The organism is Selenomonas ruminantium subsp. ruminantium ATCC 12561 (assembly GCF_000424065.1).
Classification (GTDB): domain Bacteria; phylum Bacillota; class Negativicutes; order Selenomonadales; family Selenomonadaceae; genus Selenomonas_A; species Selenomonas_A ruminantium.
On the sequence record NZ_AUJE01000005.1, the window covers coordinates 63,912 to 82,825 of the forward strand.

General features: G+C 50.7%; 8 protein-coding genes. 5 read left to right on the plus strand and 3 right to left on the minus strand.

Features of this window, described 5'->3' with window-relative positions:
• Positions 1 to 13 precede the first annotated feature (13 nt).
• The 3 genes from G598_RS18475 to G598_RS0103815 are packed head-to-tail and all read right to left on the minus strand — an operon-like array spanning position 14 to position 4,744.
• Positions 14 to 2,590 (minus strand): ATP-binding protein, encoded by a 2,577-nt coding sequence (locus tag G598_RS18475; RefSeq protein ID WP_051179907.1) that lies wholly within the window; start codon positions 2,588 to 2,590, stop codon positions 14 to 16.
• Complete coding sequence (locus G598_RS16985; protein WP_051179909.1) at positions 2,583 to 3,701, minus strand: BMP family ABC transporter substrate-binding protein; 1,119 nt, start codon at positions 3,699 to 3,701, stop codon at positions 2,583 to 2,585. The genes G598_RS18475 and G598_RS16985 overlap by 8 nt, the downstream gene beginning before the upstream one ends.
• Positions 3,702 to 3,703: 2 nt before the next feature.
• On the minus strand, positions 3,704 to 4,744 hold the full coding sequence (locus G598_RS0103815) for an HD domain-containing phosphohydrolase (protein ID WP_026765813.1): 1,041 nt from the start codon (positions 4,742 to 4,744) through the stop codon (positions 3,704 to 3,706).
• 150 nt (positions 4,745 to 4,894) lie between these two features.
• Between G598_RS0103815 and G598_RS0103820 the strand changes: the two genes are divergently transcribed.
• The 5 genes from G598_RS0103820 (at position 4,895) to G598_RS0103840 (ending at position 18,802) form a co-directional block, all read left to right on the plus strand.
• Positions 4,895 to 5,623 (plus strand): LytR/AlgR family response regulator transcription factor, encoded by a 729-nt coding sequence (locus G598_RS0103820; protein WP_026765814.1) that lies wholly within the window; start codon positions 4,895 to 4,897, stop codon positions 5,621 to 5,623.
• 9 nt (positions 5,624 to 5,632) lie between these two features.
• On the plus strand, positions 5,633 to 6,952 hold the full coding sequence (locus tag G598_RS0103825; protein WP_026765815.1) for a sensor histidine kinase: 1,320 nt from the start codon (positions 5,633 to 5,635) through the stop codon (positions 6,950 to 6,952).
• Positions 6,953 to 7,197: 245 nt separating this feature from the next.
• Positions 7,198 to 10,917 (plus strand): DNA-directed RNA polymerase subunit beta, encoded by a 3,720-nt coding sequence (rpoB, locus tag G598_RS0103830; protein ID WP_026765816.1) that lies wholly within the window; start codon positions 7,198 to 7,200, stop codon positions 10,915 to 10,917.
• A gap of 18 nt (positions 10,918 to 10,935) precedes the next feature.
• Positions 10,936 to 14,928, plus strand: a complete 3,993-nt coding sequence (gene rpoC, locus G598_RS16990; protein WP_037363148.1) for a DNA-directed RNA polymerase subunit beta' — start codon at positions 10,936 to 10,938, stop codon at positions 14,926 to 14,928.
• An 88-nt stretch (positions 14,929 to 15,016) separates the two neighbouring features.
• Positions 15,017 to 18,802: an autotransporter outer membrane beta-barrel domain-containing protein gene (locus tag G598_RS0103840; protein ID WP_245582747.1), complete on the plus strand. Its 3,786-nt coding sequence runs from the start codon at positions 15,017 to 15,019 to the stop codon at positions 18,800 to 18,802.
• Positions 18,803 to 18,914 lie beyond the last annotated feature (112 nt).

The window sequence follows — 18,914 nt, forward strand, 5'->3', positions numbered from 1 at the left end:
TTGTTTAGAATAGTTATTGAGGTTTTGCTTCTTTGGCAACCTGGCGGTAAAGCTCCATAATGCCAGCGTGATGTTCCTGGAGATAGTTTAATGCTTGCTGCTGTTCTTCTGCGGTAGCATCTTCTGCCAAATAATCTTTGGCAGCCTGTTCCTGATCCTGGGCTTTTTTGTTCAGGCTGCGGCAGCCGATGGTCAGTGCAGTGGATTTTAGCGCATGGATATTTATGCGGTAGTTTTTCCAATTGCCGGTAGTATAATCATTATCCATTTGTGCAATTTTATCTTCAGAATGCTTGTTGAACAGGGTAAGTACATTATTATAAATCGCCTGCATATTGTTGCAATATTTCAGCCCGACTTCCTGGTCGATAAGGGGCTCATTTGAGGCAGGGGGAGGAGCAACAGGTTCAGCAGCAGGTTCGGCAGCAGGTTCGGCAGCAGGTTCGGCAGCAGGTTCGGCAGTGGCGGGGGCAGATGTTAAATCTGCTGTTGCCGAGGGCGTTTGTCTTGATGAGACCGGCGCTAAAACTTCAGGTGGCAGGTAACGCTGCAGCATAGCGGTAAGTTCAGCACCCGTCATAGGCTTGCTCAGATAGCTGTCAAAGCCTTCGGCAAGGAATTTTTCCCGGGAACCGGATATAGCCGTTGCCGTCAGGGCAATAAAACGTGTATTGCCGATATTGGGGAGCTCTTTTGCCTTATGCAGGGTTTCTATGCCATCCATGCCCGGCATCATATGGTCGAGCAGCACCACATGAAATGATTGCTTTTGCAGAGCTTCCAAAGCTTCGTTACCACTATGAGCGATAGTGATTTGCACCTGCGTTTCCTGAAGCAGACTGGAGGCCACAAAACAGTTCATATCGTTGTCATCAACAAGCAGTACATGGGCCGAGGGGGCGATAAAGTCTGTATGCGCACTTAAATCTGTTTCATAGACTGGTTGTGCGTCGAGGTTGAAATCGCCTATGGGATCAAAGGACTGAATGGGCTGCGGCAGTTCAATGGTAAAGGTACTGCCTTCACCGTATATGCTGTCGACTTTTATGCTGCCCTTCATCATTGTCAGCAGACGTTGTGTGATGGCCAGCCCTAAGCCAGTGCCCTCAATTTGGCGATTGCGTTCAATGTCCAGCCGTTCAAATACGTGGAAAAGCCGGTTTTTGTCCTCTTCGCGGATACCGATACCGGTATCGGTAACGGCTGCCCGCAAATGGAGTGTGTTTTCACTGCGATGTCCACTGACGTCCAGCGTAACGGAACCGGAGGGGGTATACTTGATGGCGTTATTCAGCAGATTGATGAGAATCTGGCGAATACGTCCGGCATCACCATATAGATTGTTGGGCAGATAAGGGTCAACGTGAATCCGGAATTGCAGGTTTTTGGCTTGAGCACGCAAGCCGACCAATGTGCAGACTTCGCGCAGTATGGTCTCCAGCTGATAATCGGTAGGAACGATTTCGATATGTCCGGATTCAATTTTTGAGAAGTCCAGGATTTCGTTGATGATGGTCAACAGCGCGGCAGTTGCCGATTTGATATTGCTGGCATACTGCCGGACTTCTTTGGGCAGCTTCTGCCGCAGAATCATTTCATTCATGCCGCTGATGGCATTCAGCGGTGTGCGGATTTCATGGCTCATATTGGCGAGAAACTGGCTTTTGGCCTGATTGGCAGCATCTGCTTCCAACCGCGCCTTGCGCAGCTCCTCGGTTTCGGCTACGCTGGTCTGGGCCATGAGCAGATAGATGCTCAGGCAGGCAAAGAGAATCAGCATCAGCGAAAAGAGGAAGAGCACGCGCTGATAGATACTGGTGATTTGTCCGGCTACTGCCGACCAGGGCATATAGCCAATCATGGAAAAATCGGTCTGCGGCAAATCTGCACCGAAAACGAAGAATTTTCCTTCGGCTCCTTCGGTGTAGACGGCGGCTGCTTTATTGCGTTTCAGACGCTCATGAACTTCCTGCATACCGGCTTGAATGGTGTCGTCAGCCCAAAAACGTGTATCCTTGGTGGTATAGTTTTCATAGGGAACAGCTAAAGTCCCATCGCGGTATTGAATGATGACATGGGTAAAAGCATCATAGTCGGATAGTGCAAATAGTTTGGGCAGCATTTCCGGTGGATAGACCTGATAAAGGACATAGCGGACATTGTCGCCGAAAAAAACAGGAGTGGCAAGCAGTATGCCGATATCAGGGTTATAGTCGATAATGGTATTGCCATGGAAGGCCGTTTGCAGACGTGGAAAAGAAGTGGTAGACAGAAAACGGCCAATGGTATGGTGCTGAAAATCAATGAGGCCGGCCTGGCCTTGGGGATTCTGCTTAGTAAGCATTTGGATAACAACTTCCTTGTCCTGTTCATGCGCTGAAAGATGATGGGCTGCTGTCTGCAATGGTGTCATGAAGCGGTGGAAGCGTTCAGCGGCGAGCAGTGAAATATCTTCAGTCTGCCGGGCCACGGAGAGTTCCGCGGCCTTATTCAGCATATCCACAATCCGTTGCTGGATAAAGATTCCGGACAGGAAAATCAGCAACAGGGTCATCATAATGGTGAGCACCATTTTTTTGCGGTTATTCAAGAATCTCCACCCCCTTTACCAGCCAGTCCATGTGTTGGAGCAGGCGGTCATCCCGAATCGATTCATCGGCACGGCAGCGCAGCTGGCCTTGCCGGTCATAGATTTCACCGGCGAAGACGAAGCGACCGGCAAGCATTCGTTCCTTTAACTGTATCAGTTTTGCTTTTTCGTCATCTGTGACGGCAGAGGAAAACTCGCATAATTCAACAAAATCGGCTTCCATGCCGACCCATTGCTTGTCCACATAGTTGAGTTCGCCTTTGAGATAACGGCGGATGATATCCTCGTAGTAGCGGTCCCAGTTGCAGATTACAGAGGTCAGCGCATGTTCAGAGCGCCAGGAATGTTTGCCTAAATCCTCGTAGTAACCGATATAGTCAATGCCCAGTTCCTCGGCAACATCCGCTGCTGCCGGTTCGTCCTGATGATAGGTAAGAACATCGGCCCCTGCTTCGGTTATCAGACGGCGGGCTTCTTCCGCCTCTTTGCTTTCGTTTTGCCAGCTGCCTGTCCACATAACCACAACGCGGGCATTAGGGTTGGTTTGCTGTACACCGAGGGTAAAGGCATTGATGCCGCGGTTGACTTCGGAGTTTTCCATGGCGGCCACATAGCCGATAACATTGCTTTTTGTGTGCATGCCGGCTAAGGCACCGGCCAGATATCGTCCCTGATACATGCGGACGAAATAGGAAGTCATGTTGCGGGCATGGCATTCGGCAGAGTTGGTGCCAAAGGCAATATGAGGATATTCGTGGACAAATTTTTGCGCTTCCTGAGAATAAGAGAAACTGGCTAAAAAAATCATGCCAGCGCCAGCATCTGCCATCTCTTGAACAGCTTTAGTGCAGGCACCCTCGGTGTTGACATTTTCCCTGAATAACAGGTTTATGCCCATGGTATTGCAAGCCTTGCGAATACCACGATATTGAGGCGCGTTCCAGCCTTCCTCATTAATGCCGCCCAGCAGTATGATGCCGGCTTTGGGCTTGGGCTGGTCAAAGGTGCTGCTGGAAAAAATCCAGCAGGCGGCAGCCAGTACAATTAAGATGAAGCCTACAATAAGCCGGGTAGCCCAGTGTGATAAGCTGTGATGCAGCCAAAAACTCATAATCATCCCTCCCGAAGCTGGTAATGGACATCTTCATCGATCATCTGCAGCATGATGTCGGCAAAAACAGGATCAAGCTGTGTTCCGCGGCTCTTGACAATTTCCTGCCGGACGCGGTCCTGAGGCAGGGCATCGCGATAGCTGCGCTTGGAGGTCATGGCATCGTAGGCGTCGGCCACGGAGATTATGCGTACCTTTTCCGGGATAGCGGTGCCCTTAAGTCCGTCCGGGTAACCTGTGCCATCATAGCGTTCGTGATGGTGGCGGGCAGCGCCTACAAGTTCCGGCATTTCCTTTACATGGGTGAGAATGGAGCCACCGATAGTGGTGTGTTGCTTCATAAAAGCATATTCTTCGTCTGTCAGCTTGCCGCTTTTATTGATCAGGCTGGAAGGAATGCCGATTTTGCCGATATCGTGGAGCTGGGCCATATAGTAAACATCACGCTGATATTCTTCGGATTTGCCTGCCCGGCGGGCAATTTCCCAGGCGTAATCCGCTACGCGATGGGAATGACCGCGGGTATATTTATCTTTAGCATCAATGGTGTCAGCCAAAGCTTCAGTCATTTCCCGGAACAGCTGCTGTGTAGAGGCCAGCCGTTCCTGAGCGATAGCGGTCTGCTTGTCAATTTCCTGCTGCATATGATGCTGCAATGCTTTTAGTTGCAGGGTTCTTTCAATGCGGCGTAGAATTAATGTAGGGATGAAGGGCTTATGAACAAAATCAAAGGCACCGGCCTGAATGCCCCGCACCTCTGTTTCCTGCTCCAGATCTCCTGTAAGCATGATTACAGGAATGGCGCGTGTTTGGGGATTGTCCTGCAGGGCAGCGAGCACTTCAAAACCATCCATTTGTGGCATATTGATATCGAGGAGTATGAGATCTGCAGATTGTTTTGTAAGCAGCGTGAGTGCTTCAGGGCCGCTGCTTACTGCGGTAAAATCATAGTCAACGCTGAGAATGGCTTCCAGGGTCATCAGGTTGAAGTCATCGTCATCCACAGCTATTATGTGGCGGCGTTCACCGGCGTTAATATTCATGGCCTGTTCTCCTCCTTAATATAAGAATCCAATTAATCATAATTTTAGCTAAACTTAACAGGAAAATCTATATCTTTGCCAAAAGTGGTCGAAATATGCCAAAAGTGGTAAAATAGACAAAAGGCTTTTTGATTGTAAAGAGGAAAAATTGTGAAAATTGCTATTATCGACGATGAACAGCAGGCACGTGAGGATTTACAACAGGCCTTGCAGCTTTGCGGAATAAAGAACGTAATACAGGCTGAAGTGCAGATGTTTACCAGTGGGGAGAATTTCCTCCAGGTATTTAAGCCGGAAGATTTTCAGTTAATCTTTTTGGATATCTGCATGGAAGGAATCAATGGTATCAAAACCGCATTGGCCATACGGCAACAGGCAGAGCGGCTGCCCATCATATTTTTGACCAGCAGTGCTGATTATGCGCTGGAAGGATATCAGGTCTTTCCGGCGGGCTATTTGCTGAAGCCTATAAATCGGGCTGTTCCGCAGTTGAAGGATATTTTGCATCATTGTTTGCCGGATTTGATGGCAAATATAATCAACGTACAAAGACATGGCCGTATGCTGCAGATCAATATTGAGCGTATCGCTTACATTGATGTTCAGGGAGGACGCCGGGTTGGCGGACGGCGTGGCAGTGTTATTCACCTGCAGACGGGAGAAACGATGGCTGTGGATACTTCGTATACTGAGGCTGCCACAGCATTGGAACAAAGGGATTTTGTAGAGTGTTATAATCGTCTGATGGTCAATCTTGCTGCGGTAGAAACGCTTATGGCAGATAGTTTTGTGTTGAAAAATGGCGAACAGCTGCCTATCAGCAGGCGGCTTTATCGAGAGACTGCACATGAGTATATGGAATATTTGCTCAGAAAGTGAGGGTATAAAATGATTTTTCTCTTGGCACTGGCATTGGTTTTAGTCCAGCTTACAGGTGTTTGGCTGCGTTATCTTCCTTTTGCTCATACCGTTTTGGCTGTTCAGCGTCGGAATTTGCTGCAACTATCGGCAGGGTGGGCATTGTTGGCATTTTTGACTTATGCGGCAGTTATGACGATGTATGAAGGCGATGTCTTACGCTTTAAGCTACTGGTAGCTTTAGGCTGGATTCCCTTCTTCCTGATTTCGTATTATTGTATTCCCCGGGGATTTGTACAGCATTTATTTGTCATAGGAATGCAAAGCCTTTTTTCGATACTGCTGCATACGCTCAGTGCGTTTTTGGTCATAGCAGCACTGCCGCCTGATTACGGTGAGAATATGCATATGCTGGCACTTATGTATTGCTATCTCGTACTGTTCCTGCTGTTGATTCCGCTGGAACGCCGCTGGTTCAGCCAGCTTGTTCCGGCGCAGCGATTCTTTCAGTATCGTCATTTGGGGCTTTATATCGCATCGATGCCTATGGTGGTTCTCTTTGCTTATGTATTACCCATTATGGACAACCAGCTTTATCACAGTATGCCTGAACGGTTAGGACGTTTGGCTCTGCCGATTATCTTTTTTCTTATCTTTCGGCTGGTGCTCACGGCTGCACATCAAATGTCCGAACATACTGCGGAGGTTAACCGGAACAATCTGTTGGCGCAGCAGCTTTATGCTTTAAGGGAATATACGCGCCTGAATGAGGAGAAACGTCAGGCGATGCGTGTCCTGCGTCATGATATGCGTCATTATAATCGCCTGCTTAGTACGCTGTTGGATAGTGGACGTATCCGCGAGGCTAAGCAGCTGGTGGATAAACAATTGGCGGATCTTGAACATACAACAATGCAGGAATTTTGTGCAAATGACCTCATTAACGCGACCATGTCGATTTTTCATTATCATCTGAGCAAGTTGGAGATATCTCTGCAGCAGAAACTCAATCTGCCACGGGATATGGGCGGTATGGATATGGATTTGGCAATCGTCCTGTCCAATTTACTGGAAAATGCCCTGCATGCCAGCATGAAACAGCCGGTCATAGATCGTGCAATCAAGGTTTCGGCACAATATACAGGTCGGCAATTCGTATTGTCGGTAGCCAACCGGTTTAAAGAACCACTGCTCATGGACAGTGAGGGCCTGCCTTATAGCGACGAACCTGGTCACGGCGCGGGTATGATATCCCTGCGTGCTTTTGTTCGCAAATACAGTGCCCAATGTGATTTCCGCCAGCAGGGGGGATGGGTGACGGTAATGCTATATTGGTATGGAGAAGAGTAAAGGAAAAGTTTTATTTTTATCTGTTTTTCCACCCTTGACATCAGCGTAAATAGGTGCTAAACTTAAAAACTACAGGAAATTGCATAGGGATTAGTGTGCGCAAACGGAAAGGGACTGGAAGCAAGGTGTAAAGTTTTGTTAGACCTTGTTTTTTTTCTTGTTCATCCATTCCGTTCTTTTCAGCGTGCTATAATGCCCTACATTTCAGGAAATAATTCTAGTAAACAGGCTAAGGGGTGAAGGATTTGTTATTTAATCCTGTGCCGGTAGGCAAAAGAACCAGGTATAGCTATGCTAAAATCAAGGAAGTTATGGAGATGCCGCATCTGTTGGATATTCAGCGGAACAGCTACCAGTGGTTCCTTGATGAAGGTTTGCAGGACATCTTTAATGACATTTCGCCGATTCAGGACTTTTCGGGTAATCTCGTGCTGTCCTTTGAGAGCTTCTCACTGGGCGATCCGAAGTATACGCTCGACGAATGCAAAGAGCGTGATGTGACGCTGGCTGCTCCCATTCGCGTGAATGTCCGTCTTATCAATCGTGAAACAGGCGAAATTAAAGAGCAGGAAGTGTTCATGGGCGATTTCCCGCTTATGACGGATACCGGTACGTTTATCATCAACGGTGCAGAGCGCGTTATCGTCAGCCAGTTGGTTCGTTCTCCAGGTGCATATTATGGAGAGGAAATCGATCCGACAGGCAAGCATCTTTATAATGCTACGGTTATTCCGAACCGTGGTGCGTGGATCGAACTGGAAACAGATACCAATGATGTGGTGTCTGTCCGTATCGACCGTACGCGTAAGATGCCGGTGACTTACTTCATTCGCGCCCTTGGTTTTGCTACTGATGAAGAAATCATTGACCTCTTTGGTGAAGATCCCCGCATCATGAACACGCTGGAACGCGATGGCGAGGATGTAAAGTCCCAGGGCAAGGCTGTAATTGAAATTTACCGCCGTCTGCGTCCGGGCGAACCTGCCAATGAAGACAATGCCCAGCAGCTTTTGGATTCGCTGTTCTTTGACCCGAAGCGTTACGATCTGGCTACGGTTGGCCGCTATAAGCTGACCAAGAAGCTAGGCTGGAAGCGTCGTATTTTGGGTAAGGTTCTGGCTGAACCTGTCGTGGATATGGAAACCGGCGAAATTGTTATTCCGGCTAATGAAGTAGTAACGGAAGCAATGCTGGATGCTGTGGATGTAGAACGTGAGCGTCAGATTTTCGGCGAAGGTCAGATTGTGCAGCTCTATCTGCTGAAGAAAGATGGCAGCCGCATGAAGCTCCTGTGCTCGCCGACGCTTGATATCCATGACCGCACGATTACGAAGAACGATATCATCGCTTCTATTAACTATCTGCTGAACCTCATGGATGGTGTAGGCAGCACGGACGATATCGACCATCTGGGCAACCGCCGCGTGCGTGCTGTAGGTGAACTGCTGCAGAATCAGTTCCGCATCGGTCTTTCTCGTATGGAACGTGTGGTTCGCGAGCGCATGACCATCCAGGATGTGGATGTCATCACGCCGCAGGCACTCATCAATATCCGTCCGGTCGTGGCAGCCATCAAGGAATTCTTCGGTTCCTCCCAGCTGTCCCAGTTCATGGACCAGCACAATCCGCTGTCCGAACTTACGCATAAGCGCCGTCTGTCGGCACTCGGCCCGGGCGGTCTGTCCCGTGAGCGCGCAGGCTTCGAAGTCCGCGACGTACACAACTCGCACTATGGTCGTATGTGCCCGGTAGAGTCGCCTGAAGGCCCAAACATCGGTCTTATCGGTTCGCTGGCAACTTATGCCCGTGTGAACCAGTTCGGCTTTATGGAAACGCCGTACCGCCGTGTGGACAAGGAAACGCAGCGTGTAACGGACGAAGTGCGTTACCTCACCGCTGATGAAGAGGATGAACTCGTAATCGCACAGGCCAACGAACCGCTGGACGAAAACGAATGGTTCGTAAATCCGCGTGTAACGGCTCGTTACAACGAGGAAACCGGTCTGCATGCCCGTGAAACCGTTGACTACATGGACGTTAGTCCGCGTCAGGTGTTCTCCATTGCAACGGCGATGATTCCGTTCCTCGAAAACGACGATGCTAACCGTGCCCTGATGGGTGCGAACATGCAGCGTCAGGCTGTACCTCTGCTCCGTACGCAGGCACCGCTCGTTGGTACCGGTATGGAATACAAGGCAGCCTGTGACTCCGGCGTTATGATTTTGGCTAAGCGTGCCGGTGTGATTGAAAATGTAACGGCTGATTACATTGACGTCCGCACGAAGAATGGCGAGCTTGACCATTACAAACTCCAGAAATTTATCCGTTCTAACCAGGGAACTTGCATAAATCAGATTCCTATCGTCTACAAAGGCGATGAAGTCGTAGAAAAACAGCCTATTGCTGATGGCCCGGCTACGGACCACGGCGAACTGGCATTGGGTTACAACATCGTTGTTGCCTACATGCCATGGGAAGGCTACAACTACGAGGACGCCGTGCTCCTGTCCGAAAACCTCGTAAAACGCGACCTCTATACGTCCATTCATATTGAAGAATACGAATGCGATGCCCGCGATACGAAACTTGGACCTGAAGAAATCACGCGCGATATCCCGAATGTAGCTGAAGAAGCGCTGAAGGATTTGGACGAAGAAGGTATCATTCGCATTGGTGCCGATGTACGTCCTGGCGATATCCTTGTCGGTAAGGTTACGCCGAAGGGCGAAACGGAACTCACCGCTGAAGAACGCCTGCTGCGTGCCATCTTCGGTGAAAAGGCCCGCGAAGTCCGCGACACTTCTCTGCGTGTACCGCATGGTGAACAGGGTAAGATTGTTGACGTTAAGATTTTCACCCGCGAAAACAACGATGAACTGCCGCCTGGCGTAAACCGTCTGGTTCGCGTCTACATCGCACAGAAACGTAAGATTTCTGTCGGCGATAAGATGGCAGGTCGTCACGGTAACAAGGGTGTCGTTTCCCGCATTATGCGTCAGGAAGATATGCCGTTCCTGCCGGATGGTACGCCGGTTGATATCGTGCTGAACCCATTAGGCGTGCCGTCCCGAATGAACATCGGTCAGATTTTGGAAGCCCATTTGGGTATGGCTGTTAAGGTTCTCGGTCAGCAGATTAAAGATGGCGACCCGACGGTTGAAGCTCGTCTGCGTGAAGCTGGTTATGACTTCGACAAGAATGGTATGCCGATTCCGGACGTTGCCGGTCTGCATATCGCTACACCGGTATTCGATGGTGCAAGCGACGAAGCCGTATTCGGTACGATTCGTGCTGCTGGTCTGGCTGACGATGCCAAGACAATCCTCTATGATGGCCGTACTGGTGAACCGTTCGAAAACCGCGTAACCGTTGGCTGCACGTACTTCCTTAAACTGCATCATTTGGTTGCCGATAAGATTCATGCGCGTTCTACCGGCCCGTACTCCCTCGTTACGCAGCAGCCGCTGGGTGGTAAAGCTCAGTTCGGCGGCCAGCGCTTCGGTGAAATGGAAGTTTGGGCGCTGGAAGCATACGGCGCAGCTTATACCCTGCAGGAAATCCTGACGGTTAAGTCCGATGACGTGGTGGGCCGTGTTAAGGCTTACGAAGCAATCGTCAAGGGTGAAAACATCCCGGAACCGGGGGTACCGGAGTCCTTCAAGGTACTCATTAAGGAACTGCAGTCCATTGGTCTCGATATCAAGGTACTCAACGAAGATGCCAAGGAAATCTCCTTGCAGGATGAGGACGACGAAGATATCAACGAAACGGCCAAGAAACTTGATTTTGACGTGGCAGGGATTGAACCCGGCCAGGAAGGTGCAGCTGCACCGAAGCAGGAAGACTCCTATGATGAAGGAGCACCCTCGGATGATGAAAAGCCGGACGACATCATTGCCGACATCGGCAGCCTGGGTTCTATCGTAGAGCCGGACGCAATCGATGGGGATAATGGTGAGGAATAAGAAGGGAGTGTCATCTCTTTGCTGGATGTAAATAATTTTGATTCGATGCGCATCGGTCTGGCCTCCCCGGATAAAATCCGGGAGTGGTCCTACGGTGAGGTCAAGAAGCCGGAGACCATCAACTATCGTACGCTCAAACCTGAGCGCGATGGTCTCTTCTGCGAGCGTATCTTTGGCCCGACCCGCGACTGGGAATGCCATTGCGGTAAGTACAAACGTATCCGCTATAAGGGCATTGTCTGCGACCGCTGCGGCGTTGAAGTAACGCGCGCCAAGGTTCGCCGTGAGCGCATGGGACATATTGAACTGGCTGCGCCGGTTTCACATATTTGGTATTTCAAGGGTATTCCGAGCCGCATGGGTCTGATCTTAGACATCAGCCCGCGTGCTTTGGAAAAGGTTCTCTACTTTGCTTATTACATCGTACTTGATGCCGGTGAAAATACGGATTTGGCGAAAAAGAGCCTGCTTTCCGAAAAGGAATATCACGATGCTTTGGAAAAATATGGCAACACCTTCCGTGTTGGCATGGGTGCCGAAGCCATCAAAGAACTGCTTGATGAGCTCGATTTGGAGCGCATGAGCGAAGTTCTGCGCAAGGAAGTCCGCACGGCTTCCGGTCAGAAGAAGATTCGCGCCATCCGTCGTCTGGAAGTTGTGGAAGCATTCCGCAAGTCCGGCAATAAGCCATCCTGGATGATTATGGATGTTGTGCCGGTCATTCCGCCGGAACTGCGTCCGATGGTACAGCTCGATGGCGGCCGTTTCGCAACGTCTGACCTCAACGACCTCTATCGTCGTGTGATTAACCGCAACAACCGTTTGAAGAGACTTCTTGACCTCGGTGCGCCGGACATCATCGTGCGCAACGAAAAGCGCATGCTGCAGGAGGCCGTTGACGCCCTGATTGATAACGGCCGCCGCGGCCGTCCGGTTACGGGCCCGGGCAACCGTCCGCTCAAATCCCTTTCCGATATGCTGAAAGGTAAGCAGGGCCGTTTCCGTCAGAACCTCTTGGGTAAGCGCGTTGACTACTCTGGCCGTTCCGTTATCGTCGTAGGCCCGGAACTGAAACTCCATCAGTGCGGCCTGCCGAAGGAAATGGCTCTGGAACTCTTTAAGCCTTTTGTTATGAAGCGGTTGGTCGCTTCCGGTAAGGCACATAATATTAAATCGGCAAAACGCATGGTAGAGCGTGCCAAGACGGAAGTCTGGGATGAGTTGGAAGGCGTTATTAAAGAGCATCCAGTTCTCCTGAACCGTGCCCCGACGCTGCATCGTCTCGGTATTCAGGCTTTCGAGCCGGTACTCACCGAAGGCCGCGCGCTGAAGCTGCATCCGCTGGCTTGTACGGCATACAACGCCGACTTCGACGGTGACCAGATGGCTATCCATCTGCCGCTGTCCTCCGAAGCACAGACGGAAGCCCGCATCCTGATGCTGGCTGCTAACCACATTCTGGCACCGAAGGATGGTAAGCCAATCATCGTTCCTTCGCAGGACATGGTTTTGGGTTCTTACTACCTGACCAATATCCGTCCTGGTGCCAAGGGCGAAGGCAAAGTGCTCACGGGCATTGCCGAAGCACTGCTCGCTTATCAGCAGCATGACCTCGATCTGCAGGCCGCTATTCAGTGCCGCATCGATGGTTATGGTCTCGTCAAGACTTCTTTGGGCCGTATGATTTTCAACGAAATCCTGCCCAAGGAAATCCGTTACTTCTACAAGGACAAAGAAACCGACCAGTGGTGCCTGGGCGTTCTGATGAACAAGAAGGAACTGGGCAAGCTCGTTGCCAAGTGCTATAACGCTTTTGGTGCTACGGAAACGGCACACGTTATCGATGACGTTAAGAACCTCGGCTATCACTACGCCTGCGTAGCTGGTATGACCGTTGCAATCTCCGACGTTATCGTGCCGCCGAAGAAGAAGACCATCATCAACGATACGCAGCAGATTGTCAATAAGGTTGAACGCCGTTATGACCGTGGTCTGATTACGGAAGAAGAACGTTACCACAAGGTTGTTGACCTCTGGTCCAAGGCTACGGATGACGTGGCTGACGCCATGATGGACAACATGGACGCCTTCAACCCGATCTTCATGATGGCTGACTCCGGTGCCCGTGGTAATAAACAGCAGATGCGTCAGCTGGCCGGTATGCGCGGTCTGATGGCTGACCCGTCTGGTAAAATCATCGACCTGCCGATCACGGCAAACTTCCGTGAAGGTCTGTCCGTATCCGATTACTTTATTTCTTCCCATGGTGCCCGCAAAGGCTTGGCCGATACGGCACTTAGAACGGCTGACTCCGGTTACCTGACCCGTCGTCTGGTAGACGTAGCACAGGATGTTATCGTCCGTGAAGAAGACTGCGATATTTCCACGCTCAATCTGGTACAGGCTCGTGCGCGTCTGTCCGAGTCTACCTTCGATGCATTGGAAATTCTCAACGACAGCCTGATGGGCCGTCTGCTGGGTGCAGATGTGCATGACCCGGCAACCAAGGAAGTTCTTTTTGCCCGTGATACTATTCTCGACGAAGAGAAACTGGCTCTTATCGGTGAAAAGGAAATCCGTGAAATCATGGTACGCGGTTCCTCGCTCGCATCCGAGGCAGCAATCAGCAATGCGATGATTACCGAAGCCATTACGCTCGGTGAGCCGGATGCTGCTGCCCGTGCCAAGGCCAAGGATTCTCTGGTTCACGAAATGAGCGGCAAGGAAGTAACCCGTGATGTGGTTGACTCCGCAAATGCTGTAGTTGTAGCTGCCGGCACCAAGCTGACCGCTGAAATCATTGACACGATTCTGGCATCCGATGCCAAGGAAATTCGTGTGCGCAACAACAATGTACGCGGTATCGAAGTAGAAGCCATCAAGGAAGGCGATGGTATCATCGAATCCCTGGCTGAACGTATCGTTGGCCGTGTACTGGCTGAAGATATTGACGACCCGGCTACGGGCGAACGCATTGCCTCTATCAACGATACCGTTGATGAAGATATGGCTAAATGCATCGAAAAAGTGCGTGACCGCGTATCTATCCGCAGCGTACTCACCTGTAAGTCGCAGTTCGGTGTCTGCATCAAGTGCTATGGCCGAGATCTCGCTAATCAGGCTGAGGTGGAAATCGGTGAAGCAGTTGGTATCATCGCCGCACAGTCCATCGGTGAACCGGGTACACAGCTCACCATGCGTACATTCCACTCCGGCGGTGTTGCCGGTGACGATATCACCCAGGGTCTTCCGCGTGTCGAAGAATTGTTCGAAGCACGTAAGCCGAAGCACCATGCCATCATCGCTGAGATTGAAGGCCGTGCCGAAGTTGAAGACTCCGGTAAGGGTATGCGCAAGGTTACGATTGTACCGGACGAAGGCGAAGCACGCGAATATGCAATCCCGTATGGCGCCCGCATGGCAGCCAAGCAGGGTATGCATCTGAAACCGGGTGACAAGCTCACCGAAGGTTCCATCAACCCGCACGATATCCTGCGTGTCTGCGGCCTGCAGGCAACCCAGCGTTATCTGGTATACGAAGTACAGAAAGTGTATAAGTCTCAGGGCGTTGAGATTAACGATAAGCATATCGAAGTTATGGTTCGTCAGATGCTCCATAAGGTTAAGATTGAGGAATCCGGCAGCACGGACTTCCTGCCTGGCGAATACATCGACATCAACCAGTTCGAAGCCGCCAATACCAAGGCTATCGAGGAAGACGGCGAACCCGCTGTGGCTAAACCGATCCTTCTGGGTATCACCAAGGCATCGCTGGCTACTGACTCCTTCATGTCGGCTGCTTCCTTCCAGGAAACCACCCGTGTACTCACGGATGCCGCCATCAAGGGGAAGGTTGACCCGCTTATCGGCCTCAAAGAAAACGTTATTATCGGTAAGCTGATTCCGGCTGGTACGGGTATGAGCCGTTACCGCAACCTCAAGATTGTGGATAACGACCCGAAACCAGTGGAAGAAGCAGAAGCTGCTGAAACCGAAACGGTGGAAGCATAAGGCGATAACGCATAGATTAAGGAGAGAATCATCCATCCGGGTGGTTCTCTCTTTTTTTAGTGCGACCGTCATGGGGATATTCTAATGGATGAAAGTACCTAAAGCGCTCCGTAGTGGGAAGGTTATAGCTGAAGTCAAGGACGTGTATAAGTGGGCAGGAATTGATAGAGAAGGTGTAGAAGATAGATTAAATTACAGGGAGGGAGTGTTAGGCATGATGAATAGGAAGAAAAACATACAACTGATTGTTGCTGTTACTTTGGCCTGTTTGGGGGTGCCATCCTGGGCAGGAGCCTATACCACGGATTATGTTTACCATGATGGGAAGAAATTTGCGGAATTTATTATTCTGAATCAAGGGGATACGTTCATTAAGATAGGCAATGAGAGCGTTGCAGGCCCGGCGAAATATACATTAAGCCCGTTGATGAAAGCGGCGGTGAAATCCGGTACGGCTTACTGGGCAGACCTGTTGGGCCCTTATGTGAAAACTGACCAGCCTCTTCAGATTGTGCTTACTACGGATGCTGAACCAAATGCAGGGGCAATACCGATTTCGCTGTTGCATAAGAAGGGAATGGACCCCGATGTAGCTGTGGAAAATTACATGGTGCAGGGGCTTCAGGGAAAGATAATCAGGGCAGATGTCAAAGAGTTCGACAAAAAGCTCTTTAATGCTGATGATGGCCTGTATGTATTCAGCAGGGTGACAGTTGGCCAGCATGCAGGAGCCAATCGCGATGGTGCCAATGCCGGATGGTGGGGGGATACGGATACGGTGCTGCCAGCCAATGAGCAGGCTGCGGATTTTGTGGGGACTATCCGCCATGAATTGGGACATGCCTTGGGGCTCATGGGCAAGTTCCAGACATTCGATAGTAAGACAAAGACATGGAGCATCACGCTTAATAACCCCATGTACACAACCAATCTTGAATTCATATCCCGCTTTGATGACCGTGTAAAAGACCGCAACGAATGGAATATGCACCTGATTGACCAGAATGGCAAAGCGGCCAGACCGGGGATGGTGATTTCCACAACTGCCGGTATTAGGGAGACCATGGCGGCCATTCCGGGATTGACGGAAAACGATTTATTTATCGTTGACAATGGTGCCGAAAACCCCAATCTCAGCGGCAAAAAAGGTTATGCTTATTTTGTGGGCGACCAAGTCACGGAAGTGTTGGATGGTGCCACCTTCAATGGTGTGTCCGGCCTGCCGGTGAATGCCTGGGAATCTGTTTTGTTCTATAGCTTTGAGGGCTCCCACTTGCAGACCTCGGGCATGATGAGCCATCGCGCCTATAGCAATTACACTTCTTTTATGGAAGCTGAGTTGGCGGTTATGCAGGATTTGGGTTATGATTTGGACCGCAAGGCTTACTTCGGCTATTCCGTTTATGGCGATGGCGGTGTTATTAACAACACCCATGGTTATTCGGCGCGCAATGCAGCGGGAACGGCCTATACGGGTGGCTACAGCAATGTGCCTTTGGGCATCGGCCTGCATATCTATGGCTCGAAGAATACCGTCACACAAAGTGCCAATATTTTGACGCAGGGTACCGGAGCCACAGGCATCCGTGTGGACGGCATTGAAAATACCTTGAGCATTCCCGCGAGCACCGAGATTCATGCCGACGGTCTGCGGGGCAACGGTGTGCTCATTGCTTATGGCCGGGGGCAGAAGGTGAAGCAGAGCGGTACGGTTACAGCCAATGGGCAGGGGGGCACGGGCATTCGCTTTGACTTCGGCTCCAGCACCAATGGTGCCGGGGACGAGTATCGTGGCTCCTATATCCGCTATAAGCGTGAGGTAGACCCAACTACAGGTAAGATTTCCAGTGCAGAAAATTTGCCCCTCACGGAGATGAATAAATTCCAATATAATTCCACGGCAGATGAACTGCAGGGGGCCATGGTGGATAGCTATGACCTGTCCGGCACCTTGCAGGGCGGGGAGAATGCCATCTATATCGGCAAAAATGCCCTGGTAAAAAATATCAATGTGCAGGCTGGAGCCAAAATCAAGGGCAACATCACTTCGGACTGGAAGCACTTTGCTACGGACGGCAGCTATGATGCTTTTGCTGTCGTTGAAGAAGAAGCAAAAGGAGAAGCGCTGCAATTGCAGTATAAGGGGAAGAAATATGACTATAATAAATACATCCCCGACCTGGTTACCAGTCTCAATTTCAGCGGGGAGCATGACTATAATGGTAATATCGCCGGCAAAGACAATATGAAGCTGCATGTCACGGCAGGCACATTGCGCTATGGCGGAAAGGCCAACGTGGTAAGTGTGATGGTGGACAAGGATGCCGTGTTGTTGGATGGCAATTACACGGTAAACAAAATGACCAATATAGCCTCCGATTTCCGTGATGATGCCACGGGGAAAGTAATCAATCATGGTACACTGGGGATTTCCTCGCCCAATGGCTGTGTGGAAATCGATGGGGAGCTGAAGTCGGATGGTACACTGAGGGGCATGGCAGGAGGCTCTGATGGTCAAATCAGGGTTTCCGGCACGGCTGATATTGACGGGTCTACCCTGCTGGCTGACAATATCCTTCCCAATGAAAATTTCAGCGTTCTGGCCGTAAAAAACGGCAGCATTCAGGGCAGTCCCAAGAATGTCACGGGTATGCCCTATAAGACGGGTCTTGCCGATATCACGGCCAGCGTGGTGGGCAAGGAAATAAAGGTTACTTCCCAGGCGGCCAATAACCTGGGGAAAGTTGATGCAGTACAGCGGAAGACCTATGGGGCCTTGGAGTCCATGCGGCAGAATCTGACAGGGGATGAGCGCCTCAGCCAGCTCCGTCCCCGTTACGGTCTGGAGGCTGAGAAGGCTAAGGGGGCTTTGTCGGCCATCGGCAGCAGCGGAGCACCGCAGATGGCCGCACTGGCCCAACAGAGCACCGTTTCCAGCCGGGTGATTTCCGACCGGCTCAGCACGGCTTTTTCCATGCAGCCTGTACAGCTTGCTATCCCGGCCAGTAAGCTGACGGATAGCGAGCAGGGGGACGAGGCCGAACTCCGTTTGACCACGCAGCTGCCCATTGCCCAGGATAACAACGCCTGGGTGAAGTTCACCAAGAACTGGGGCGATTTGCGGGGCGGAGCCAGCTATCATGGCAGCGCTATATCCGGCGGCTATGACCGGGCTTTCGGCAAAAATTTCCGTGGCGGTGTATTTGTCAGCTACAATGCCGTAAGTTTAGGCGCTGATAATAGCGGGGGAAATACCTATGATACCCGCGTGGGACTCTACGGTGGTTATCATAAGGATGCGCGGGATGCTTATGTCTATTTGGACTATGGTATTGTGCGTAACAAATTGCGCCGGGGGATTCCGGCTTTGGGCCTGAATGCTAGTGCAGATTATAACAGCCATATCATCGAGCTGGGTGGTGAGTATAAATACGATTTGCAGAGCAAAAGCGGCAGAGTTTGGCATGTAAGTCCTTATGTTGGCTTCCAGCTGTCTTATATGCAGCAGAGCGCTTATCGGGAAAAGGGTGCAGGGATTTTCAATCAGCGGGTAGATGGCAAGGACAATACCTATTTTGCCGGAACCTGCGGCGTGGAGTTCAAGCGCTATCTGAGCAAGGGCAATTACGGTATACGTTTGGGCGTAAGACACGCTTTTGCTGGGGCAAACCCGGAACTTAACTTCCGTTACGAAGGTTATGATGGCGGAAGCTATGCTCTGCGCAACAATCAGGATAAGACGCACTTCCAACTAACGTTAAGCGGCGAGGCAGAATTTGCGCCTAACTGGATATTGGCGGGGGATGCTGGTTTTCTGCGGGGCAGTCATGATAAAGACATTTCCTGTGCTTTGACCTTGCAGAAGTTATGGTAAAAAACAGGCAGATTGGAGGCTGACGAGGGGCTGATGTGCTTTGTAAACTTGTAACAGGCGGCATGATGCGGTAAAATAAATACTGTGTGAAATACACGCTAGTTATTTTAGG